The sequence below is a fragment of the Murdochiella massiliensis genome (genome assembly GCF_900059565.1).
Classification (GTDB): domain Bacteria; phylum Bacillota; class Clostridia; order Tissierellales; family Peptoniphilaceae; genus Murdochiella; species Murdochiella massiliensis.
Genome location: NZ_FIZW01000001.1, coordinates 267455 through 288970, shown reverse-complemented (window position 1 = coordinate 288970; position 21516 = coordinate 267455). Strand labels below are relative to the sequence as shown.

The window sequence follows — 21516 nt, the reverse complement described above, 5'->3', positions numbered from 1 at the left end:
AACACCGTTACACTGCACCTTGCGGGCGTTCGGAACGATAACAATCACGTTTGTTGATCGCCACCAATTCATCAAAAGTGCGCGGACAATAGCCCACAATATCCGCTCCGCAATTCAGCGCTTTGGGCAGTTCCTTCGTTCGCTCCTGCGTGAGCGAAGGATGATTGTGAATGTGACCGTAGAGATGCCAGGTACCGTAATAATAGCCATCCCATTCCAGCATCGGATAATGAAAAAGCACAAGGCGATGATGATGGTCGTAAACAACCGCGTAGGACGTTATTTCCTCAAAGTAACGATGGAGCGAGGGATTATCTTCGATACAGCGATCATGATTTCCGAGGATGAGATGCAAATGACCGTTTAAGCGCTCCAAGTACCTTTCCGGCTCGAGACAACGATGAATCAGGTCCCCGACAATGTATACTTCATCGGATATTTTTACGGTACGGTTCCAACGGGCAATCATCGTTTCATCCATTTCCTCCACCGTGGCAAAGGGGCGATGGCTGAATCGTATCACTTCTTCATCGCCGAAATGACAGTCGGCGATATAGTACTTCCTCATCTTTTTTCGCTTCCTAAGCCCCTTCGGGGCGTTGGCCTGCGGCAATGCGCAGCTGTTCGATTTCTTCTTCGTTTAACGGTCGGTATTGTCCTTCCGCCAGGTCATCATCCAGTTCCAACGGTCCCATGCGGTGGCGGTGTAAAGAGAGAACCGTGCGGTTTCCCGCCGAAAACATTCGTTTAACCTGATGATATTTGCCTTCGGTAATGATCACGCTTGCGCGACCGTCTTGACGCATGGACAATTGCGCCGGACGGGTAAGAATATTCTCCGGTTGCAGGAGAATGCCTTCGGCAAAACGCGTGATGAGTGTCTCATCAATCGGGATGTCCACTTCGACAAAATATTCCTTTTCGACGTGTCGGCGCGGAGACAGGAGCGCATGGGCCAGTCTTCCGTCGTCTGTCAACAGAACCAATCCCGTTGTATCCCGATCCAATCGGCCGACGGGAAAAAGCGGACGAAGACGGTCTTCCGGACGAAGAAGGTCTAAAACCGTTTGACGTCGATCGCGCGTTGCGGATAATACACCTTTCGGCTTGTGCAAAAGAAAGTAAACATATTGTTGATAGCGAATAGCCTGTGTATCACACTGCACGAGATCGGTTTCCGCGATGGCCGTTTTCGGTATGGTGACAACCTTTCCGTTTACCTGTACTCTCCCGGACCGGATGAGCGCATTGACCTCTCTGCGCGAGCCCAATCCTTGATGCGATAGCCATTTATCGAGACGCATGGTCACCATTAGTCCTCAGTTCTCTACAGTTCATCGACACGTTGTCCCGAGACGCGTGTCATTTCCATCGCATTCCCGTGCAGAGGATCCACGGAGCGCAAAAGATAACCTTCGCCCCATTTTGTAGCGACAAGATCATCCATGCCGAGAGTACTCAATTTTTCGCGTAGGCGGCGCACGTAAACATCGATATTACGCTCATGGACGTCATCGGTTTCCGACCACAATTCGCGTGCTAAATCGGATCGAGTAAGCACCTGTCCTTTCTCGCGAATCAGCACTAACATTACCTCGAATTCTTTGCTGGTCAGTTGCACACTCCTGTCTTCACGGCGAAGAACACGATGAATCATATCAATATGCAACCCGTAAAGTTCCATCGTAAAAGGGTCATCGGTGACCTTCACGGTGACGGGTTGTTGACGCAAAAGCGCCCGGACACGGGCTTTCACTTCCAAAATATCCATGGGATAGCGAACGACTTCCTGGTATCCGTACTCCAATAAAAGGACGATGTGTTTTACCGATGGCGATCGCGTTAAAAGCATCGCCGGTAACGCATTGGCCTCCTCGAGAACGGCAAAAAAGTCCAGCACGTTGCCATCTTCCACCTCATCCGTCAGAATGGTCATGTCCACCTTCTGCGCAAGCAAAATTTCTCGGGCTCGTTTTAATGTGGAGGCAGAAAACACCTCATAGCCGTCATAACGAAATGCTTCGGACAAGTCTTCCAATATTTCCCGATCCGGATGAATAAGTAAAAGCTGCATAGCGCCCCCTTCAATTCTCCTCTATTAGGATACCAAAAAATAGAAAATTGAAAAGGGGAGAAAATCAGCCCTTCTCTTGTTCCGGAGGTTCAGTTTCAGCATCCAGGGAATACGGAAAGATGGCATCATAGTAGGCGACCAGTTTATCTAAAATTTCTTCATGACGCCGATAAAACGTGCTGCGTGAAAAAAACATTTCGGAGCAAACGCGTGAAATGGAATACCCTTTATAATAGCGATTTGTCAACAATTCAACGTCTTCATCCGATAAGTGAAGTAAAAGCAGTTTGACCAATTGCACTTCAATTTTTAATCGCTCCATCGTGGAAAAGAACTGGCGTCGTTCCAGCTCCAAAAGAAAAGTCAGCGGAGGCAAGTCCGGGCAAAGTTCGTTCTGTTCTTTTGGCGGCGTCGGAGGAGCCAAAGAGGCAAGATAGTCCTCGCCTGCTTGCCATTCGCGAACAAGTTCATCATCACGATAACGTTCCAATTTTTCCTGATTTACTTTATATCGGGACAGTAAATCAATAATATGCATACGAATACGCGACTCATTTCCCGTCCAAGAAGAAGTCATCTTATCCTCCTTTCTTCCCCCTGTGGAGAAGGTTCTCTGTGTGTCATTTTTTTCTCATCTCGGATCCGCCCGGAATCCGGTGGTGAGCTCATTGTATCAAAGTGCTGCATTCTTCTTGTGTTACGGATGATTCATGATGTCTCAGGAATAAGACGGGAAAGAAACATCTCTCTAAAACAAGGAAATTCCATCTTGTATTCAATAAAAATAAAAACTGCAACAAAGCGTGAGCACGCTCTGTTGCAGTTTTCTTGCTCTTGTCGCCTAAGCTTTAGTAAGCGCCGTATCCGGCTGCCGGATTCATCCCCGGTTCATTTTTCTCCTCCGGAATACTGACCACTGCAGCTTCCGTGGTTAAGAACATCGAAGCGATCGATACCGCATTCTGCAGAGCCGAACGGGTTACCTTGGTCGGATCGACAATCCCGGCGCTGAACATATTGACATATTCCTCGCGCATCGCATCAAAGCCTTCGCCCGGAGCTGCCGCTTTGACTTTTTCTACGACGACGGAAGGCTCAAGGCCGGCATTCGCAACAATCTGACGCAGCGGCTCTTCAAGCGCGCGCACAATAATCTGGCCGCCAACCTTTTCATCGCCTTCAAAATCGGCAATGAAGTCGTTGACATCGTTGATGGCGTCGATCATGGCCGTGCCGCCGCCGGCAACAATGCCTTCTTCCACCGCCGCGCGAGTAGCCGAAAGAGCGTCCTCAATGCGCAACTTCTTGTCTTTCATCTCCGTTTCCGTCGCCGCACCGACGCGCAGAACGGCAACGCCGCCGCCAAGCTTTGCTAAGCGTTCTTTAAGCTTTTCTTTATCGTAATCGGAGTCCGTGTTTTCAATCTGCTTTTTAATCTGTTCTACGCGCTGCGTAATCGCTTCTTTATCTCCATGGCCGCTTACGATCACCGTTTTTTCCTTATCGATGTTGACTTTGGCGGCTCTACCGAGCATATCGATCGTTGCCGTTTTGAGATCCAAGCCGAGATCTTCCGTGATGACGCGGCCACCCGTGAGGATGGCGATATCTTGAAGCATCTCTTTACGACGATCTCCGTATCCCGGCGCCTTGATCGCCACTGCGTTAAACGTTCCGCGAATCTTGTTCAATACCAACGTGGCCAGTGCTTCGCCTTCCACATCTTCAGCGATAATGAGCAAAGTCTTGCCAGACTGCACAATCTGTTCCAAAAGCGGAAGAATGTCCTGGATATTGCCGATTTTTTTATCGGTAATGAGAATATACGGATCTTCCAACTCGGCAACCATTTTTTCGGTATCCGTCACCATATACGGCGAAAGATAGCCACGATCAAACTGCATACCTTCGACAACTTCCAAGGTGTTTTCCATGGTCTTGGAATCTTCCACCGTGATCACGCCATCTTTGCCGACCTTTTCCATCGCTTCGGCGATCATTTGGCCAATCGCCTGTTCCCCGGCGGAAATCGTACCGACATTGGCAATGGCTTCCATCGTATCGACTTCTTTCGCCATCTCCTGCAGCTTTTTGACCACATGGTCCGAGGCTTGTTTCATGCCGCGCTTCACCACCATCGGATTGGCTCCGGCCGCAATATTGCGCAGACCTTCGCGAACAATCGCCTGCGCCAGCAAGGTAGCTGTCGTGGTTCCATCACCGGCGACATCATTGGTCTTCGTGGCGACTTCTTTCACCAGCTGTGCACCCAAATTTTCAAAGGCATCTTCCAGATCAATTTCCTTAGCGATGGTCACGCCGTCATTGGTAATCAGCGGAGCCCCAAAGCTCTTCTCTAAAACGACATTTCGTCCCTTCGGTCCAAGCGTCACCTTAACGGTATCCGCTAATTTATTTACGCCTTCCTGAATCTTCTGGCGTGCTTCGGTATTATAACTAATGAGTTTTGCCATGCTTTCTCTCCTTAAACTACGCTCTTCTTAGCCGTCGTCAGTCACGAACTACGGCCAATACGTCCTCAATCTTAATTACGATATATTCCTCACCGTCCAACTTCACGTCAGTTCCGGCGTATTTGGAATAAATGACACGGTCGCCGATTTTCACAGCATCTTTGTACTCATCCTGGCTGGAAATTTTATCGCTGATTGCTACCACTTCCGCATATTGCGGCTGTTCCTGCGCAGACGAGGGCAACACGATGCCGGACGCCGTTGTTTCTTCCTTTTCTAATTTATGAATGACAATACGCTCTCCGATTGGATTGATTTTCATAAGATCCTCCTGTTTTTTATTATCACTCTCATCGTTTGAGTGCCAACACATATAATATACCGCAGAAAGGAATATATTTCAAGGCCTGCTGTAATAATTTTAAAGCGGAGCCATTCGACCCCGCTTCCCTATTTCCTACTTTCTTTTTTGTGAGCGCGATTATTCGCTAATTACCTGTCTTTCATTCTTTTCGGCGGATGATTCGTCCGCTTTGCCCCATCCGCCATTTCCCTGTTCGTCGATCACTTCTTCACGCGTAATTGTGCGTTCTTTACTTTCCATTTTCACTAACACTCCCACCACGGCAATCCTTCTTTCTTCATCCTGATTGGTCGTACAGGTGGAGAGGGTCACGACGCGATCATGTGGAGAGAGCGTCCCATCAAAGTGAAAGTTAGTCTCGGATTGTGCCAAATCCTGTTGCAGATTGCCCAGAAACTTCTCTTCTTCCAAGTTGGGATAGCGATAGGGGTCAGTAGCGAGGGGCTGACGAATCGAAAAAATCCGATAGGTGTATACCCCCCTCTCGTTCGTTAATGTGAACAGCTTCTCACTCTCGTCAGCATACTTTTGATCGAAAAAATGTTTCAGCACACCGAACATCTCATCGCCGTAATACATCATGTGTCCATAAAGAACGGTATTCTGATCCGTCAAATTAGGATTGTTTTGATAATCCATGAAAGGAATGCCCTGAATGCTATACTGCTCATCAATTCCTCGCCGCAGATAATAATCATTATCCTCCGCCTGCAATACCGGATAGCGATTTTCGGATCCATAAATCGTGATATAGGCCACCGTATCCTTATTCATCGCTTTTAGCCTTTTCATCAATGCAACATAATCCACAAGCTCCTCTTTATTACCCTCTGACGAGCCGACGGAAGCTGCCGGTGGTATGGTTAAATCGGACAGCTGCTGGTTGATCTGCGAAAGCTGAGAATTGGAATGTTGTCTTTCCCAAAGATAGGAGCCAATTTCAACGATACTAAACGCCATCACCATGAGCAATATTCCTTGGATGATGCGCCGCAACCATTTTTTCATCATTCTTCTCCATTACCTTCATCTCTGACGGACGCTGAGTTTACTGCGATACTGCGCTTGAAGCGCTGTCTTCCGGAGCCTGTTCCGCTCCCGTACCATAGAATACTTTTGCTTCTTCAAACGCTTCCGGTGTCAATTCCGCTTTATCCAATACGCCGACAAAGGCAAGACGGTAGGCATCGTCGCCTTCTTCCGTACAGGTGGAAAGCGTTAAGATGCGTTCCTTTGTTGTCACCGGTTGAGGATAGTCAAAATCAATCATATTTTCATCAACGGTATCTTTCAGCAATTTCGCATACTCTTCCTCAGACATATTGGCGAACCGATACGGAGCATCGGCCTCCACTTTGCGAACAGCAAACAGACGATAGGTGAAAATACCGTAATTGGTCGTTATGGTAACCGTTTTCGGAGCGGTATCGGTATAGTCCTGATGCAGATAATGACGCAGGACGCCGAATTGTTCCAATCCGCCGAAATCTGGCATATGACCATACAACACCGTATTCTGATCGGTCATCTTCGGCGTATTTTCCATATCCATGTACGGAATACCATAGAGCTCGTATTCCTTGTCAATATTTCTTCGTAAATAAAAATCATTGTCTCCGGAATAGAGTAAAGGATATGCATTCGGCGTACCGTCAAGGGAAATCCACCCCACGACATCCGCATTGCGCTCCTGTAGTTCCTTTACCTTTTGATCAAAACCGTCTTCAACCAGTGTAATGGTGCCATGACGAAGGCTCGTGATTTCCTCACTGGTTTCCTCAACGACACTGCTCTCCGAAGATGAGCTTTCACTAGATACCGGAGCTGTTTCCTTTCCACAGGCCATCAAAATGAAGGAGAGAGCGAAAATGCCGAGAAGACGCACAAAATATTTGCTATTCATAATTTTCCCCTTGCTTACCCCTCAATGGTTTTGATGATTGTGGCTTTGTCTGTGCCGTTTTTAATCCACATTTTGGCTTTTCCGGCAAGAGCCGTGTTGTGATAGAGAATGGCACCGACCATTTTCTCCTCCTCGTCAAAGAAGAGCTTGGTTATCGCACCGTCCTCACCATCTTTACGCACCATTTCCCCGTCATGCGACCCGGCAGAGAACATCTTGACGGCACCGATTTGTAGATTGGTGAAGAGCAACGGAGAATCATAGTGCGCTTCGCCGCCGGACATATTTTCTCCGGCAATTTTCCCCATTTCCATCGCCGCCGACCAAAGGCCCATCGTTCTCCCGTTCAATTCCGCAACATCACCTGCGGCCCAAACATCTGGCTCACTGGTTTCCATGCGGTCATTGACCACGATGCCCTTGTCTTTTTTAAGGGTTTCTCCAGCCAAGGTGGTATCGGAACGTACGCCAACCGAGAAGACGACTGCATCGCAATCCAGCACTTCTCCATTGGATAATGTGACGGAAGTTACTTTTCCATCACCATGGACGGCTTTAAGAGAGGTTCCTACATGAATGTGTAAACCTTCCTTGGTTTCCAGGCTGTTTTGCACCAGATCTGCGGTTTCTTTATCCAGTTGCCGATTGAGCAAATACTCGGCAAATTCGCAAACATGCACATCAAAGTTCTGTTTGCGCAAAGCATAGGCTGCTTCCAGCCCCAGCAAACCGCCGCCTACGACGAGAACGCGTTTGATTTTCGGGAAGTAAGTCCGAAGCGCATCCAGGTCTTCCGCCGTGCGAATAGAGGTGACACCTTCCAATTTTCCTCCCTCATAGGGAGGAATGAAGGGATTCGCTCCGGTCGCAAGAAGAAGTTTGTCGTAGGCTAATTGTTTACCATCCGCAAAAACTACTTCTTTCTTCGCATAATCAACCGAAGAGACCATTTTCCCAAGAAGAAGCGTTATCTTCTGCTCGTCATAGTAGGCCGGTTTTTGCATTACTAAATTTTCCGTCTTTTCTCCCGTTCCCATGGCCTCGGTCAGTTTAATGCGATAATAGGGGGCCGTTTTTTCCGCGGAAATAATCGTAATGTCCCCTTCCGGGTCATTTTTTCGAATTTGCTTGGCTGCAAAAAAGCCTGCAGCGCTTCCGCCAATAAGCACATATTTTGTCATTTTTTCCTCCGTCATCTACTTACATGGTTGTAATCGCTTCTATCTCTTCCACCAAGCCGGCAAACACGGAAAGAGCCTGATCTACCGTCTTGGGATCGGTCATATCGCATCCGGCCATCTTCAGCTGTTCGATCGGGAAATGGTGAGCTCCGTCCTTCAGGAAGGAAAAGTAGGCTTCCACCTCCGCTTTACCACCATGCAACACGTTTTGGGAAAGCACCGTGGCTGCGGTGAAGCCGGTAGCGTATTTATACACATAAAAGTTGGAGTAAAAATGCGGAATACGCATCCACTCATAGGCAATCTCTTTGTCTGAAATCATCGCCTCACCGAAATAGGCCTGATTCAATTCAAGATAAAGTTGATCGTAATCCTCTCCCGCGAGACTTTCTCCCTTTTCTATGCGCTCATGAACGATTTTTTCAAACTCGGCGAACATGGTCTGACGATATACCGTAGACTTGAAGCTGTCCAGATGATGATCTAAAAGTTCTCGCTTTTCTTCCTCCGTTTTAGCCTGTTTTGTCAGATAGTCCAGCAGCAACAGCTCATTAAATGTTGAGGCAACCTCCGCTGCAAAAATTGTGTAATTATAATAAAGCGCTTCATTGTGATGCTTGGCATAATAGCTGTGCATGGAGTGTCCCATCTCATGCGCCAGCGTAAAGACGGAATCCAATGTTCCGTTGAAATTCAACAGAATATACGGACGGCTCTCATAGGAGCCGGAAGAATAAGCGCCTCCCGCCTTTCCTTCACGAGGATAGACATCCATCCATCGCTCATCAAAAGCTTTTCGATAGATAGCCTGATATTCTTCTCCCAAAGGTGCAACCGAGGCGATGCACAATTCTTTTGCTTCGGCAAAAGTGTATGTTTTTGCCGTGCCTTTGATCAAGGGCAGGTAAACATCGTACATATGCTGTTCGGACAAGCCCAATAATTCTTTTTTCTTCGCATAATAGCGGTGAAGGAGTGGAAGGTGACGATGCACACTCTCCAGTAACGAATTGTAAACAGATAGAGGAACATCATCTTCGTAAAGCGTCATCGCCAACGCACTGTCATAATGACGCAATTCGGCTTCGGTTGTCAGCGCTTTAACGTTATTGGTATACGAGGTTGAGATTGTGTTGCCGAAGGTATGAAACGTAGAATACAGCGAAGTGAACGCCTCTTTACGCACTGCAACATCCGGATTCTTCTCATGCATCGTAAAATTCTGCTGCGTAAGCTCTTCCCCGTCCAGGCTTTGTAATGGTGGGAAGTGCAGGTCGGCATTAGTTAAAAAGTAGTAGATGGCATCCGGCGCTTCGGATAAAAAGTGCAGTTTAGCCAGCAAATTTTCCTCCGCAGCGAAGAGTGTGTGTTCCTTATAGCGGAAAATGCGGGCAAACCACTCGCGGAAAAACGCAAACTTTTCCTCCTGCATCAGCTGCTTCTGTTCTTCGTCCGAGAGGGAGAGAAGAAACGGCTCAAAGAAAGAAAAGGCGGCAATATAGTCTTGCAGTAATCGGGAAGCTGTCTGGTAATTTCGTTGTGCTTCACTGTTTCGGCTATCCTCGTCCTGTTTCATATGCGTATAGACCAGAAGATTTTCGGCAACGATCTCACTTCGACGATACGTGTCTAAAATCTCCTCTAAATGCGCTTTCGGTTCTTTTGACCAGTCTTTCAGAGATTGGATGTTTTGTTTCAAAATAGAAATATCCCGCTCCATTGCTGAGGCTTCCGGATACATTTCATTGATGGCCCAGCGATAAGCGATCGCTTGTTTTTCGTCCATAGTTTCTCCTTTCAACAGCTAATTATGTACCCATTCCTTTTCGCCCTATGCGATAACCGTCTCGTTGACATTCAGCTAACGCTCCACGAAAAATGGTCGATGGGCGGTGGGGATGGCGTAGTGCCGAGCGATTTCCTCCGGATTCGCCCACACCATCTTCTTTCCTTCCGGCACCGTTTCCATTTCTTCCTGAACAGCTTCCGCTTGTGTTAACAGGGAGTCCTGTTGTTTATCATTTCCTAAAGTCACAAGAATCGGATATTTTGATTCTGTGAGGATCACCAGGTAACCGATCATATGCCACTCCAAATGCGAAAAAATATGGATAGCCGGATCTAAACCCTCGATTTGTTGAATACATTCGCGAGCAATGCCCTGCTCGGACATCCGCATAAGAATTTCTTCAGGCGAAAGGTGTCCGTTCAGCATAGGAAAAAGCCACATGCCTGCGAGAAGGTCATTCTTCGGCTGTTGCCATAGCAAGAGGCGATCCCCCTGCTGAATCAGCAAAACGGTCTTTTTTTCTTTCCGTCTCGGTTTTTTCGGGCGGCGCTTCGGATATTGCGTCGCGATTTCCTTCCCCGCAACCGCGCAAAATTCATGTAAAGGACACTGTGCACATAAAGGGTCTCCTTTAGCCAGACAAATCAACGAACCCAAATCCATCAGAGCCTGATTAAATGCCCCCGGGCGCTTGTGGTCGATGACCGATTGCATCGCTTCTTCTAAACGTTTTTTGGTTTCGCGATCCTCCAGGAAGCCCTCTTCCTGCTGCAGACGGGAAAAAATGCGGTATGCATTGCCATCCGGCGCAATCACCGGCTTACCGAAAGCGATGGAAGCAATTGCTCCGGCTGTATAGGCTCCGATGCCCGGCAGACGTTGTAATTCTTCTGTCGTATCCGGCAACTGTCCCTGTTGTTCCTGGACAAGTTGCTTCGCCGCTTTTTGCAAATTTCTTGCCCGCGAGTAGTATCCTAAGCCTTGCCAAAGCTTGAGTAAAAAGCCCTCATCCGCTTCGGCCAAGGCATACACATCCGGTAAAAACGTCAAGAAACGCGTGTAATAGCCTTTTACCGCCTCTACGCGCGTTTGTTGCAACATTATTTCAGACACCCAGACATGATACGGCGTAGGATCCTCTCTCCATGGAAGAAAACGACGATGTTGATCATACCAGGTGACCAGTCTTTCGGCTAATGCAGACACCACAAATCCCTCCTGTTCCTATTATAGAGGAACAGGAGGAACGAATGATGTATTTTCTGTTGAATTTACGGTTAAAGCAGGAATACCGCTTCCTCCTCGCCAAAGCGAAGACGATCCCCCTGTACAATGGTCTGCGGTTGAAATGGTGGAAGCCTATGATTATTCACATAGGTTCCATTCGTCGATTGCCAATCGGTCACCATGTAGCGTCCATGCTCTAACGAAAAGCGGGCATGTTTACCGCTCACTCGTCGATTCAAGCGCAAAATTCCCGCCTCGTTTCCCCGGCCGAGAATCGTAGGCAACGAAGAAAGCTCAACTTCCTCCTTTTCAGAGAAGCGTAGACGAGGACGCACCGGATCCGCAATATGCATCATCCGAATATGGCCGTTTTCTTCCCATAAAAGCGGCGTTGCCTCGTTGGCCATGTGTTGTTTTGTTCTTCGACGTTTCTTTTGCACATCGCTTACGTTTTTTTGATTACGATAGTCTTTCCAGTTTTCAAGGCTGAAGTGCATGAGCAGGTCCAATATCGTTTTTGGTGTCCGGCGCGACTCCGTTTTCTTTTCCTTATCTGGCTTTTGACTCTCTTTTTTCTGTTTTTCCTTTTTTTCCTCTTTTTTCAGCTTCTCCTGTTTTTCCTGTTGGATAAAAGGAAGCGGTTCCGTTCGATGACCGCTCTCTTTTTTCGAATCTTGCTGCGGAATCTGCACAGACAGAAACGGCTTCTCTTTTTTCGGCAATGAGGGTTTTGCAGGTTGCGGCGTGACCAACAATGCGTTCTTCTCTTTCGCCTTCGCCTCCCCCTCTAAGCGACCGATGAGGTTTTTCAGGCTGTTCCGATCAAACGCTGGGGTCCTCAGCGCGTTAAAAGCGAGAGCCAGAAACCGGCTGTCTTCTTCAACAAACCCACGTGAAAAAAGTACGTCTTGGCAAAAATCGGCAAGATATCTCTTCGGAGGCAAAAATGACAACACAGGCAGCAGTAAAAAAACCGCCTGTGTGCCATCCCACGTTACGGCATGCGGATGCAAAAGGAGCATTTTCGGATCCGACAAATAATCTTCGGCTTCTTCCATAGCTCCATCCAGCTGGCGAAAAAAGCCGACCATACTTCCGCAATTCCATGGTTCTTCCATCGTATCCAGCCGCTTTCCGGGCAGTGCATAGCGAAGAGCTTCGTTCTCCGTGGTGGAGAGCGGGGCAAAAAAGGATGAAGGGTTGTTGGTTAACATGGTATAGGTCAGGCGATCAATGCTCTTTTCCCCCTCAACATGAAGCAGAATATGTTGACCATCCTCATCGTCAATAAGGCGCAGCCCCTCGTAAATTATACATGCATCCATGTGACCACCTCCTCTATGGATGAAGAAACGCTGAGTGCGGAGATCCTCTCCCGTCGTTGCGCAAATGTATCGGATTTTCCGGGAAGGAAAGGAACGGAAAACGCGCGCGTGCGTTGCTTCGTATTTCCGCGTTCCAAAAATGCATCACGGCCTTCCTCCCAGGTATAGGGAATGGCCTCCAAAAAAGCGCGCATTCCCTCTTCTTCCGTACCATCGGTAAAAAGAAGCAGGCGATCGGCCACGGAAAACAGTTGGGGAAATTGCCACAGCCAGCCGGCCGGACAATCCACAAGCACACACGATTCCCTCTTTTTTACCGTACGAAGAAGACGTATCCACTCTTCTTTGGAAATATCAAAAAAATCCGCCGGACGACGCGGAGGCAAAAATGTGTCCACTCCGTTTTGCTCAATAATACAAGCCGCTAAACGCAGATCCACATCCGCGGCAGGCATGCGCATGGCAAGAACCACATCGGCAAGAGTGTAGGGCAAACCGGTACGGTTTTCAGAAAAAGCAAAGACCTCGTTCGCGTTCCAAAACGGTTGAAGTCCAAAATAAAATACGTGTTCATCAGGAAAAATCCGTCGATAGGCTCCTGCCAACGCCTGCGTCACCGTAGAAACGCCGAGGCCACCTTTTAAGGCGGTGCAGAAAATCAGCTGTCCGCCAAGATCCGTTGTTGGTTCGCTACTGCGTTGATGGGAAAGAAGATAAAGCAGATCCTGACGAAGGCGAGACACCGGCTGATATTTCGCCGGGCCCCGCTCATCGGTTCTATCCTGCCAGAAAAAAATGTTGGATGCCGAGACGACCGCTTCGACTTCCTCTTTTGTCTGCTTGTCCAGCACCCCAGAGTCCACAAGCAAACGATCATAGATACGATGACGACTCGCCTCCAAAAACGAGGCGACATCGGTCATCCATTCGAGTTCAATGCCTTCATTCGGCTTGGTTTTCCATTGCGCTAAAAAGCGATCGCGATACCGGGTGTCCGGATCGATTACAGCAATTCTCCATTTCATCGCACATCCTCCGTTTCCTCTATCGTAACGGAGAACGTGTCCCGCGTGCGTCCCAAAAAAGAGACAATTCCGTCATACTTTCCCGGCAAAAAATCAGGCGCGTTTGTTACGGAGGTACGCATCAATGCCGCGAGCTGCTTTTCTTCCCGCCCCCATAGCAAGAATAACCGTAGCGGAGCCGGTTACCGCATCGCCGCCGGCAAACACGCCTTGTATCGATGTTTCACCGGTTTCTTCATTAATGATAATGCCCTTCTTTTGATTGAGCGACAGTCCATCCAATCCCTTCGCAGCGCGCGGATTCGCGTTGGTTCCGAGCGCCATGATGACGGCATCGCAGGGCAAATCAAATTCAGATCCGGGAATTTCCACCGGGCGACGACGTCCGGAAGCGTCCGGTTCTCCCAATGCCATTCGTATGCAGCGCACACCGGATACCCATCCTTCTTCGTCTGCAAGAATCTCCACCGGATTACACAGAAAATCAAAGCGAACGCCCTCTTCGCGTGCGTGTTCAATTTCCTCGCGCCGTGCAGGAAGTTCATTTGCGCTTCGTCGATACACCAATCGACTTTCCGCGCCAAGACGCAATGCCGTACGCGCCGCATCCATGGCGACATTTCCGCCGCCCACCGTCACTACACGCGAAAATGGTTCCATTTTCGTATCAAAATCTGGATCAAAGGCATGCATCAGATTGTTGCGCGTCAGGTATTCATTGGCCGACATGACGCCATTAAGAGATTCGCCCGAAATGCCCATGAAACGCGGTAAGCCCGCACCCGTCGCAATGAAGACGGCATCAAAGCCTTCCTCCTCCATGAGCTGCGTAATGGTCACGCTCTGCCCGACGAAAACATCGGTTTCTATCGTCACTCCGAGACGGCGAACATTATCCACTTCATAGGCAACTACTTCTTTTTTCGGCAAACGAAATTCCGGAATGCCGTACTGCAAAACACCGCCCGCCTCGTGCAGCGATTCAAAAATGGTCACGGCGTAGCCCATTTTAGCCAAATCGCCGGCGCAGGCAAGTCCGGCCGGACCAGAACCGATCACGGCAACGCGCTGCTCTTCTGCTTTCCTTGCCGGTTTTTCGGGACGTACACCGTTTTTCCGAGCCCAATCCGCAACATAACGTTCCAGTTTACCGATGGCGACCGCCTCGCCCTTGATTCCTCGAATACAGGCGCCTTCACACTGTTCTTCCTGTGGGCAAACGCGTCCGCAAACGGCAGGCAGCGACGAAGCCTCACTCAATATATTAAAGGCTCGATCAAGCGCATTTGTCTTGATTTCGCGAATAAAACCCGGAATGGCAATAGCCACCGGACAAGCTTTTACACAACGCGGATTCGCACATTCCAAACAGCGCGAGGCTTCCAAAGCGGCACCGCGGGCATCATAGCCGAAACAGACCTCTTCAAAGTTGCCGGCGCGTACTTGTGGATCCTGTTCAGCGATCGGAACACGCTTAAGAATATCAAAATACTCGGTTTCCCCATTCTTGACCGTGGCTTTGGGCATCTGTTTCTGCGGATTCGCTTCCTCCTGCAATAACGCGGTTCGGCCGGCTCTTGTACGCACCATTTTTTGCCGGCGAATCGCCTCCTCAAAGTCGATATCGCGCGCGTCAAATTCCGGTCCGTCTACACATGCAAAGCGTACATCTTTTCCCACATGAACACGACAGGCTCCACACATCCCCGTTCCATCCACCATAATGGGGTTCATAGAAACAATGGTCGGCAAGTTCAACCGGTCCGGCGCTGTGAGCTGCGCGACAAATTTCATCATGACCATGGGGCCGATGCATACGCACTGATCGTACACACGCTCCTCTTTTTTCACCAGATCTTCAAGGCATGTCGTTACCAAGCCGTGTCGGCCGTAGGAGCCGTCATCAGTCGTGATGAAAACATGATCCGCGACAGCTTTCATTCGTTCTTCCCAAAAAATTAGCGACTTCGTTCGTGCGCCGATGAGTACGTCCACTGTCACACCACGTTCATGAAGCCATTTCACCTGCGGATAAACAGGCGCTGTGCCCAAGCCGCCGGCAACAAAGATATATCGCCGTTTTTGGACGACAGAAAGCGGTTCTTCGACGAAAGCGGAAGGATGACCGAGAGGTCCAAGGATATCCCTGGCTCCACTACCGACTTCCAGTGCGGCAATTTTTCTTGTTGAGGCACCGATCGTCTGCACAGCCACCGTAATCGTGCCTTGTTCGCGATCGTAATCCGCAATGGTCAGCGGAATACGTTCAGCGACTTCATCCGCTTTAAGAATCAGAAACTGACCCGGTGAACAGGATTCCGCGACGCGAGGTGCATGAAACACCAAAGAGACAATATTTTCCGCCAGCCACTGCTTTTCGATCAATTCAAACACGATGCCCTCCTCAGAGAAATGGTTCGTCATTCTTGCGCTTGTAGACAGTATACCGTAAGCTAAAAAAAAGGACACGGTCTGACCGTTACAGGATGCAGACAGAATCCTATGAAAAGGTAAACGAATAAGAACAGGAGAACACTGCGTTATGAATACGATGAAGAAAGCCCCTTCCCCCGCGGAACAAACCATCTATTTTGCCGGCGGCTGTTTCTGGGGCATACAAGGTTATTTTCGCCAGCTTGATGGCGTTCTTTCCACCGAAGTAGGCTATGCCAACGGAAAGACGGAAAATACAAGCTATGAACAAATCAAACAGAGTGACCATGCCGAAACGGTCAAAATAGAATACGACCGCAACCGTATTTCACTGGCGGAGCTACTTGATCATTATTTGCGTTTGGTAGATCCCCTGTCGGTGAATCGGCAAGGCAATGACATGGGCCGACAATATCGAACCGGAATTTATATTCCTTCTTCTGCGCCGGAGGGAACGCAAGAAAAGGTGCAAAAACGTCTGGATCGCTTATCCTCGAAACTCGGTCAAAAAGTCGCCATCGAATGCGCGCCGCTTAGCCATTGGGTCAGAGCAGAAGAAGAGCATCAGGACTATCTCCTGAAGCATCCCCAAGGTTACTGCCACATCGATCTTTCGCTTGCCGAGGTTCCCCTTGAGGATGGGTTTGAAGCCTTCCAAAAACCAAAGGATGAAACGCTTCGCGCCCAACTGACAGCGATACAATATCATGTAACACAAGAACAAGGAACCGATGTTCCTCACGCGCATCCCTATGATCAGCTTTTTCGGCCGGGCATTTATGTAGATATTGTTTCCGGTGAACCGCTTTTCAGTTCGCGCGATAAGTTTGATGCCGGATGCGGCTGGCCTTCGTTTAGTAAGCCGATGCGAAACGAACAGCTCACCAAGCATCGCGATCTCTCTATTCCCGGACGCGAACGCGTCGAAGTTCAGTCACGCCGCGCGGAAAGCCACCTCGGGCACGTTTTTCCCGACGGGCCGAAGGATCTCGGCGGCTTACGCTATTGCATTGACGGTTCAGCGCTGCGCTTTATTCCGCGAGAAGAAATGGAGAAAGAAGGCTACGGTGATTGGATTGCCTATGTGGATGAAGAGAAATAAAAAATCGCCGATCGGCGATTTTTTATTTTCTTTTTCAATCTTTATTTCGTTCTGTTCGGATACAGCAATACTTCGCGCGTTGCGGAGTAAATTTCGCGTTCAGCGAAAAACAAAAAATTTGCTCAAAAAGTAGTTGGACACCACTACGCCCACTTGAGCGACTGTTTTTACCGCCCAATCGTAACGCAGGAGCTTTAATCCTTCGATGCCGATAAACATGATGGCAGCTTCCAAAAGAAGAGAAAGAACACGTCCTCCTACGAAACGAAGAAGTTCACCGCCCACTTCGCTCTTGCCCTGTGCCTTCGAGTCGAACACAAAACGCCGATTGGTGACAAATGCAAAAAGTACGGCAACCACCCAGGAGATGCCCGTAGCAACGAGATAATGCATGTGGAACGCCCGCGTAGTAAGGAAATAAACGGCATAGTTTACCAAGGTGGTCAGCACGCCGAAAAACAGATAGGTGATCGGCTCACGATAGCGCTTCCATAACGAGTTGAGGTTCATTTCCATTCCTTTAAGGTGCGTTCAATTCGCCGCTTATCCTCCGCTTCGCGAAGACTTTGGCGTTTGTCATAAAGTTTTTTGCCGCGTGCAAGTGCAATATCCACTTTAATTCGTCGGCCGCGCAGGACTACACTGAGCGGAATGATGGTATAGCCATCGCGCTGTATTGCTTCAGCAAGTTGCTGAATTTCCTTTTTGTGCAGCAACAGGCGTCGATCGCGAACAGGATCCATATTGTATCGGTTTCCCTGTTCGTACGGACTGATGTGTAGGCCTTTAATCCAGGCCTCTCCCCCTTGGATATCCACATAGGATTGTTGAATCGAAACCTTCCCCTGGCGGACACTCTTTACTTCCGTACCCTTTAAAGCAATACCTGCTTCCCAAATTTTTTCGATAAAATAATCGTGTCTGGCGCGTTTGTTGTTCGCCAACACCTTGTTGTCTTCCTTCTTCATTTTTTGTCCTATCTCTATGGCAACGATCAGCCCTTTTTCCGGCTCCGATTGGAAAGCGGATGGCGACGGCGACTTACACCTTTCTTTCTCGGCTGATTGGCTCGGGATGTTTTTGCCCCTTTGAAGTTTTTCGGGCGTTCTTCACTGCGGTGTCGAAACGCGCGACTGGGATGTGCTCCGCGATGGTGTGTCTGACGATCGGTATCACTCGTCTTGTTGCGCTGACCCTCCTCCTGAACAAAATCCGGAAGATGAAAATCTATTTCCCTCAATAGCGGATTTGCTGAAGCAACCAACACGCGCACCTCATCGCCATAGTGCAGTTCATGGTGATTGCGCTCGCCGCGTACAACCATGCGATCCTCATCATAGGAGTAATAATCATCGGTCATATCGCGAAAATGAGCAAGTCCTTCGACCGTGTTGGGCAGACGAATGAATACACCGAAATTGATCAAAGACGTAATCTGTCCCGTAAACTCCTGGCCAATGTAGCGCTGCATGTATTCTGCACACTTCATCGCCACAACGTCGCGTTCCGCTTCTTCCGCTTTTTGCTCGGTCAGGGAGATGTGTTCACAGCGAATGAACAAATCTTTTTTTACCGCCTCATCCGTCACAGGATTTCCGGAAAGAAGAGCCTTCAGCAGACGATGTGCGATCAAATCGGAATACCGGCGAATCGGCGCGGTGAAATGGGAATAATGCTCCTCCGCAAGGCCAAAATGCATCGTCGGTTTCGGGCTGTAAATCGCCTTGGACATACTCTGCAAAACAAACATATTGAGAATGCTCTCTTCTTTTTTTCCCTTAACCTGTTCCAAAATCGCACGAATGCGTGAAGGTTCCGGTTCCACTTCAACGGGTTCATAATGAAAAGCCATGAGAGCGTTGTTCAGTCGTTCAATATCTTCCGTCTTCGGCTCGGCATGAACACGATAGATGAACGGCAATTTCTTCCGGAAAAAAGTTGTGCCGACAACAACGTTGTTGAGAATCATAAACTCTTCAATGATGCGATTCGCAATACGACGATCCGCCAACTTCACGTCCACCGCGACACCCTCTTCATTCAGAACAACGGTCGTTTCGGGAAAGTCGAAATCAAGCGTTCCTCGCTCACGTCGTTTTTGTGCCAGCAGGCGATACAAAGTGGCCATCATGTCCAGATGCGCAAACAACGCTTCATCTTCGTCAAAACGCATGCCTTCTTCCAAATAGTCAGAAACCGCATCGTAGACCAAGCGATGATCAGAGCGGATCACGCTGGGATAAAATTGATGATCGACAACGTTGCCTTCCGCATCCAGCGTCATCTGTGTGGTGATGGCCAAGCGTTCCTCACCCGGATTGAGTGAGCAGAGGCCATTGGACAGTTTTTCCGGCAACATGGGAATGACACGATCCAAAAGATAGACGGAATTTCCGCGTTCGTAGGCATCGCGATCCAAAGCGGAGCCGGGCTTCACGTAATGGGACACATCAGCGATATGCACATAAAGAATGTAGTATTTCCCGCGTTTTTCAACGGAAATGGCATCGTCAAAGTCCTTGGCATCCGCACCGTCAATGGTCACCGTAAAGGTGTTGCGCAAATCACGCCGACCGCGAAATTCCCGTTTATCCACCTCTTCCGGTAACGCTTCCGCCTCTTTTATTGTTTCTTCAGAAAATTCATAGGGCAACTCGAATTGACGGGCAACCGCTGTAATATCCACGCCTTTTGCGCCGGCAGGTCCGAGTACTTCGATAATGCGTCCGGAAGGATTTCCTTCGTTCTCTTCCGGCGGAAGAAGACGAAGAATCACTTTATCCCCGTCTGATGCGCCCATTGCGTCAGCGTCCGACACGTAAATATCTCGAAAAAAACTTTTCTTATCCGGCAACACATAGCCATAACCGTTCTGCTTTTCATACATGCCGACGATGGGATCCGTGTTGCGCGATAAAATCGCAACCACTCTTCCATTGGCATTTCTTCCCGCATCAGGATCCGCTTTTTCGGTTATCGCGATGCGTACGGTATCGCCGTGTATGGCACCATTAAGATCATCCGGAGAAATAAAGACATCCTCCTGCCCTTCTACGGCGGAGATAAAGAAAGCAAAGCCTTTCGCGTTTCCGGTGAGCTTCCCGATGAGGGGATCCTGTTCTTTAGCAAGCGCCTCTTTAGCTTTCTGTTTTTTCTCCCGTTTCTCGGATGTTTTGGCCTCTTTCGCCTCCAATTCGGAGGCCGTCTTTTTTTCCGGCAGCACTTCCGGTTTATGCTCTTTTTTCGTATTCAATGCTGCTTTTTGTTCTGTTTTATCCTTATGCCGTGCGGAAGATTCTTCGTGTTCGGGCAGCGCATACGCTTTGATCTTACCGCGCTTGCTCATCTTAATGACTTCTTCTTCCAGCATGGCGTCGATGGTGTTGTAAAAGGCTATGCGCGCCTCTCCCTCCAAGCCGAAACGATCGGCAAGCTCTCGTGTACGCAGGGGTTCATATTGCGCGCTGGTGAAGTACGACAACAAAAATTCTCTTAATTCCATAATGACTTCCTCCTTCGCATTGGACAAAGAAAAAACCGACGCACAGACGTCGGTTTTTCGTTTCCCTTAGCTTAAAGAGCCAGCAAGGCAATCAGGCTGAGAACAAAGACTACACTGCAAATGGCCGTTACTTTATTTAGCAGCGCATCTTTGGGACGATGCACCGATGTGCCATAAACATTTGAGTCCTGACCGAACATCGTGCCGGCATTGGTTTTGGGCTCCATCATCAAAGTCGCCACAATAATCACAATGCTGGCGAGAACGAGTAAAACAATGATACCAGTTTTCAATCCATTCACCTCTTATTTTTCCTTAGCATTTCACGGTATCGCTATTTTAACAAATGTCCGCCGTCCTTTCAACGTCGGTACCTCACTTCACACAAATTTGCGGTTGAATTTGTTCAAACACTTTTTTTCCGATACCGGAGACATTCATAATCTCTTCTTCGGTTTGAAACGGCTTCTTTTGGCGGTAGCGAAGAATATTTTCCGCCTTAGCCTTCCCAATAGCGGGCAAGCGCTGCAATTCCTCCGCCGATGCAGTATTGATGTTGATTTTAGCGGTATTATCCGAACCGTCCGCTGTTTTAGGATTGCTTTCGTTCGGAAGGGTTACCTCTTGTAAAGAAGAGTCGAATCCCTGCGCTTTTGCCCGGGAAACCTCTTCTTTCGTGGGAACCACAATATTCATTTCATCTCTAAGACGCTGCGCAGGGTTGATTGCTCCCAGTTCACCGTCTGCGGTGAAATTGCCTGCCGCCATGATGGCGTCCTGAATGCGCTTATCGGCATCAAGGGTGTATAAGCCGGGTTTCGTTACCGCACCGCCCACATATACGGTGACTGTTTTCGCAATGGAAGAAGACACCACATCTACGCTTTGTTCCTGATTTTCTGTTCCATGCGCCCCAACAAGAACCGAAGAAGACGTTTCCTTTTCCCCATCCGGCGTGTCCACAGCGATCTTTGCTTTTTCGCTGTTAGTTTCCCCTTCCTGTCCGGTTTCTCCTAACGACGTGTGCGTTCCGTCCATAAAGAAGCGCGCGCCGCCAAGCAGCAAAAGAACGGAAAACAAAATTCCAAAAATAATTTTTTCGGTTCGCGAAGACAAG

The 21516-nt window shown here is 48.8% G+C and carries 20 protein-coding genes; 1 reads left to right on the top strand and 19 read right to left on the bottom strand.

The genetic code is table 11. The annotated features are described in order from the left end of the window. Nucleotides 1-7: 7 nt before the first annotated feature. From BN3910_RS01315 to gltA, 14 genes are all read right to left on the bottom strand, one after another. The gene (locus tag BN3910_RS01315; protein ID WP_066923540.1) at nucleotides 8-568 is read right to left on the bottom strand and encodes a hypothetical protein; all 561 of its coding nucleotides are present in this window, start codon (nucleotides 566-568) and stop codon (nucleotides 8-10) included. 13 nt (nucleotides 569-581) lie between these two features. Further along, nucleotides 582-1313: a pseudouridine synthase gene (locus BN3910_RS01310; RefSeq protein WP_075967952.1), complete on the bottom strand. Its 732-nt coding sequence runs from the start codon at nucleotides 1311-1313 to the stop codon at nucleotides 582-584. Between the two features lie 14 nt (nucleotides 1314-1327). Then, a complete protein-coding gene (locus BN3910_RS01305; RefSeq protein ID WP_066923537.1) occupies nucleotides 1328-2074 on the bottom strand; it encodes a response regulator transcription factor in 747 nt (248 codons plus the stop codon). 64 nt (nucleotides 2075-2138) lie between these two features. Continuing rightward, nucleotides 2139-2651 (bottom strand): hypothetical protein, encoded by a 513-nt coding sequence (locus tag BN3910_RS01300; protein ID WP_066923534.1) that lies wholly within the window; start codon nucleotides 2649-2651, stop codon nucleotides 2139-2141. Nucleotides 2652-2922: 271 nt separating this feature from the next. Continuing rightward, a complete protein-coding gene (groL, locus tag BN3910_RS01295) occupies nucleotides 2923-4548 on the bottom strand; it encodes a chaperonin GroEL (protein ID WP_066923531.1) in 1626 nt (541 codons plus the stop codon). A 37-nt stretch (nucleotides 4549-4585) separates the two neighbouring features. Continuing rightward, entirely contained in the window at nucleotides 4586-4870 is a 285-nt protein-coding gene (locus BN3910_RS01290; protein WP_066923529.1) for a co-chaperone GroES, read from the bottom strand. Nucleotides 4871-5029: 159 nt separating this feature from the next. Next, entirely contained in the window at nucleotides 5030-5923 is an 894-nt protein-coding gene (locus tag BN3910_RS01285; RefSeq protein ID WP_066923526.1) for a class B sortase, read from the bottom strand. Between the two features lie 37 nt (nucleotides 5924-5960). After that, entirely contained in the window at nucleotides 5961-6815 is an 855-nt protein-coding gene (locus BN3910_RS01280) for a class B sortase (protein ID WP_066923523.1), read from the bottom strand. A 14-nt stretch (nucleotides 6816-6829) separates the two neighbouring features. After that, the gene (locus BN3910_RS01275; protein ID WP_066923519.1) at nucleotides 6830-7996 is read right to left on the bottom strand and encodes an NAD(P)/FAD-dependent oxidoreductase; all 1167 of its coding nucleotides are present in this window, start codon (nucleotides 7994-7996) and stop codon (nucleotides 6830-6832) included. A 19-nt stretch (nucleotides 7997-8015) separates the two neighbouring features. Next, on the bottom strand, nucleotides 8016-9782 hold the full coding sequence (gene pepF, locus BN3910_RS01270; RefSeq protein WP_075967951.1) for an oligoendopeptidase F: 1767 nt from the start codon (nucleotides 9780-9782) through the stop codon (nucleotides 8016-8018). Between the two features lie 75 nt (nucleotides 9783-9857). Next, the gene (gene mutY, locus BN3910_RS01265; protein WP_066923517.1) at nucleotides 9858-10994 is read right to left on the bottom strand and encodes an A/G-specific adenine glycosylase; all 1137 of its coding nucleotides are present in this window, start codon (nucleotides 10992-10994) and stop codon (nucleotides 9858-9860) included. Nucleotides 10995-11062: 68 nt separating this feature from the next. Then, a complete protein-coding gene (locus BN3910_RS01260; RefSeq protein ID WP_066923513.1) occupies nucleotides 11063-12337 on the bottom strand; it encodes an FHA domain-containing protein in 1275 nt (424 codons plus the stop codon). Beyond that, nucleotides 12322-13362 (bottom strand): P-loop NTPase family protein, encoded by a 1041-nt coding sequence (locus BN3910_RS01255; protein WP_066923509.1) that lies wholly within the window; start codon nucleotides 13360-13362, stop codon nucleotides 12322-12324. The genes BN3910_RS01260 and BN3910_RS01255 overlap by 16 nt, the downstream gene beginning before the upstream one ends. A gap of 93 nt (nucleotides 13363-13455) precedes the next feature. Next, a complete protein-coding gene (gene gltA, locus BN3910_RS01250) occupies nucleotides 13456-15756 on the bottom strand; it encodes an NADPH-dependent glutamate synthase (RefSeq protein ID WP_066923505.1) in 2301 nt (766 codons plus the stop codon). A gap of 148 nt (nucleotides 15757-15904) precedes the next feature. Between gltA and msrB the strand changes: the two genes are divergently transcribed. After that, entirely contained in the window at nucleotides 15905-16897 is a 993-nt protein-coding gene (gene msrB / locus BN3910_RS01245; protein WP_066923502.1) for a peptide-methionine (R)-S-oxide reductase MsrB, read from the top strand. A 99-nt stretch (nucleotides 16898-16996) separates the two neighbouring features. On the opposite strand, the gene BN3910_RS01240 is transcribed toward msrB, so the two are convergent. The 5 genes from BN3910_RS01240 to BN3910_RS01220 all read right to left on the bottom strand — a co-directional run bounded on the left by BN3910_RS01240 (nucleotide 16997) and on the right by BN3910_RS01220 (nucleotide 21515). Then, nucleotides 16997-17407: a GtrA family protein gene (locus tag BN3910_RS01240; RefSeq protein WP_066923499.1), complete on the bottom strand. Its 411-nt coding sequence runs from the start codon at nucleotides 17405-17407 to the stop codon at nucleotides 16997-16999. Beyond that, the gene (smpB, locus tag BN3910_RS01235; protein WP_066923496.1) at nucleotides 17404-17865 is read right to left on the bottom strand and encodes an SsrA-binding protein SmpB; all 462 of its coding nucleotides are present in this window, start codon (nucleotides 17863-17865) and stop codon (nucleotides 17404-17406) included. The genes BN3910_RS01240 and smpB overlap by 4 nt, the downstream gene beginning before the upstream one ends. A 26-nt stretch (nucleotides 17866-17891) precedes the next feature. Continuing rightward, complete coding sequence (gene rnr / locus BN3910_RS01230) at nucleotides 17892-20399, bottom strand: ribonuclease R (protein ID WP_066923493.1); 2508 nt, start codon at nucleotides 20397-20399, stop codon at nucleotides 17892-17894. Nucleotides 20400-20470: 71 nt separating this feature from the next. Beyond that, nucleotides 20471-20701: a preprotein translocase subunit SecG gene (gene secG, locus BN3910_RS01225; protein ID WP_066923490.1), complete on the bottom strand. Its 231-nt coding sequence runs from the start codon at nucleotides 20699-20701 to the stop codon at nucleotides 20471-20473. Between the two features lie 73 nt (nucleotides 20702-20774). Beyond that, the gene (locus BN3910_RS01220; protein WP_066923488.1) at nucleotides 20775-21515 is read right to left on the bottom strand and encodes a helix-hairpin-helix domain-containing protein; all 741 of its coding nucleotides are present in this window, start codon (nucleotides 21513-21515) and stop codon (nucleotides 20775-20777) included. Nucleotide 21516: the final 1 nt, after the last annotated feature.

Bases quoted from the DNA above. Each gene is read 5' to 3' on its own strand.
- BN3910_RS01315 (WP_066923540.1), bottom strand. From the start codon at position 568: ATGAGGAAGTACTATATCGCCGACTGTCATTTCGGCGATGAAGAAGTG.
- BN3910_RS01310 (WP_075967952.1), bottom strand. From the start codon at position 1,313: ATGGTGACCATGCGTCTCGATAAATGGCTATCGCATCAAGGATTGGGC.
- BN3910_RS01305 (WP_066923537.1), bottom strand. From the start codon at position 2,074: ATGCAGCTTTTACTTATTCATCCGGATCGGGAAATATTGGAAGACTTG.
- BN3910_RS01300 (WP_066923534.1), bottom strand. From the start codon at position 2,651: ATGACTTCTTCTTGGACGGGAAATGAGTCGCGTATTCGTATGCATATT.
- groL (WP_066923531.1), bottom strand. From the start codon at position 4,548: ATGGCAAAACTCATTAGTTATAATACCGAAGCACGCCAGAAGATTCAG.
- BN3910_RS01290 (WP_066923529.1), bottom strand. From the start codon at position 4,870: ATGAAAATCAATCCAATCGGAGAGCGTATTGTCATTCATAAATTAGAA.
- BN3910_RS01285 (WP_066923526.1), bottom strand. From the start codon at position 5,923: ATGATGAAAAAATGGTTGCGGCGCATCATCCAAGGAATATTGCTCATG.
- BN3910_RS01280 (WP_066923523.1), bottom strand. From the start codon at position 6,815: ATGAATAGCAAATATTTTGTGCGTCTTCTCGGCATTTTCGCTCTCTCC.
- BN3910_RS01275 (WP_066923519.1), bottom strand. From the start codon at position 7,996: ATGACAAAATATGTGCTTATTGGCGGAAGCGCTGCAGGCTTTTTTGCA.
- pepF (WP_075967951.1), bottom strand. From the start codon at position 9,782: ATGGACGAAAAACAAGCGATCGCTTATCGCTGGGCCATCAATGAAATG.
- BN3910_RS01260 (WP_066923513.1), bottom strand. From the start codon at position 12,337: ATGGATGCATGTATAATTTACGAGGGGCTGCGCCTTATTGACGATGAG.
- BN3910_RS01255 (WP_066923509.1), bottom strand. From the start codon at position 13,362: ATGAAATGGAGAATTGCTGTAATCGATCCGGACACCCGGTATCGCGAT.
- msrB (WP_066923502.1), top strand. From the start codon at position 15,905: ATGAATACGATGAAGAAAGCCCCTTCCCCCGCGGAACAAACCATCTAT.
- BN3910_RS01240 (WP_066923499.1), bottom strand. From the start codon at position 17,407: ATGAACCTCAACTCGTTATGGAAGCGCTATCGTGAGCCGATCACCTAT.
- smpB (WP_066923496.1), bottom strand. From the start codon at position 17,865: ATGAAGAAGGAAGACAACAAGGTGTTGGCGAACAACAAACGCGCCAGA.
- rnr (WP_066923493.1), bottom strand. From the start codon at position 20,399: ATGGAATTAAGAGAATTTTTGTTGTCGTACTTCACCAGCGCGCAATAT.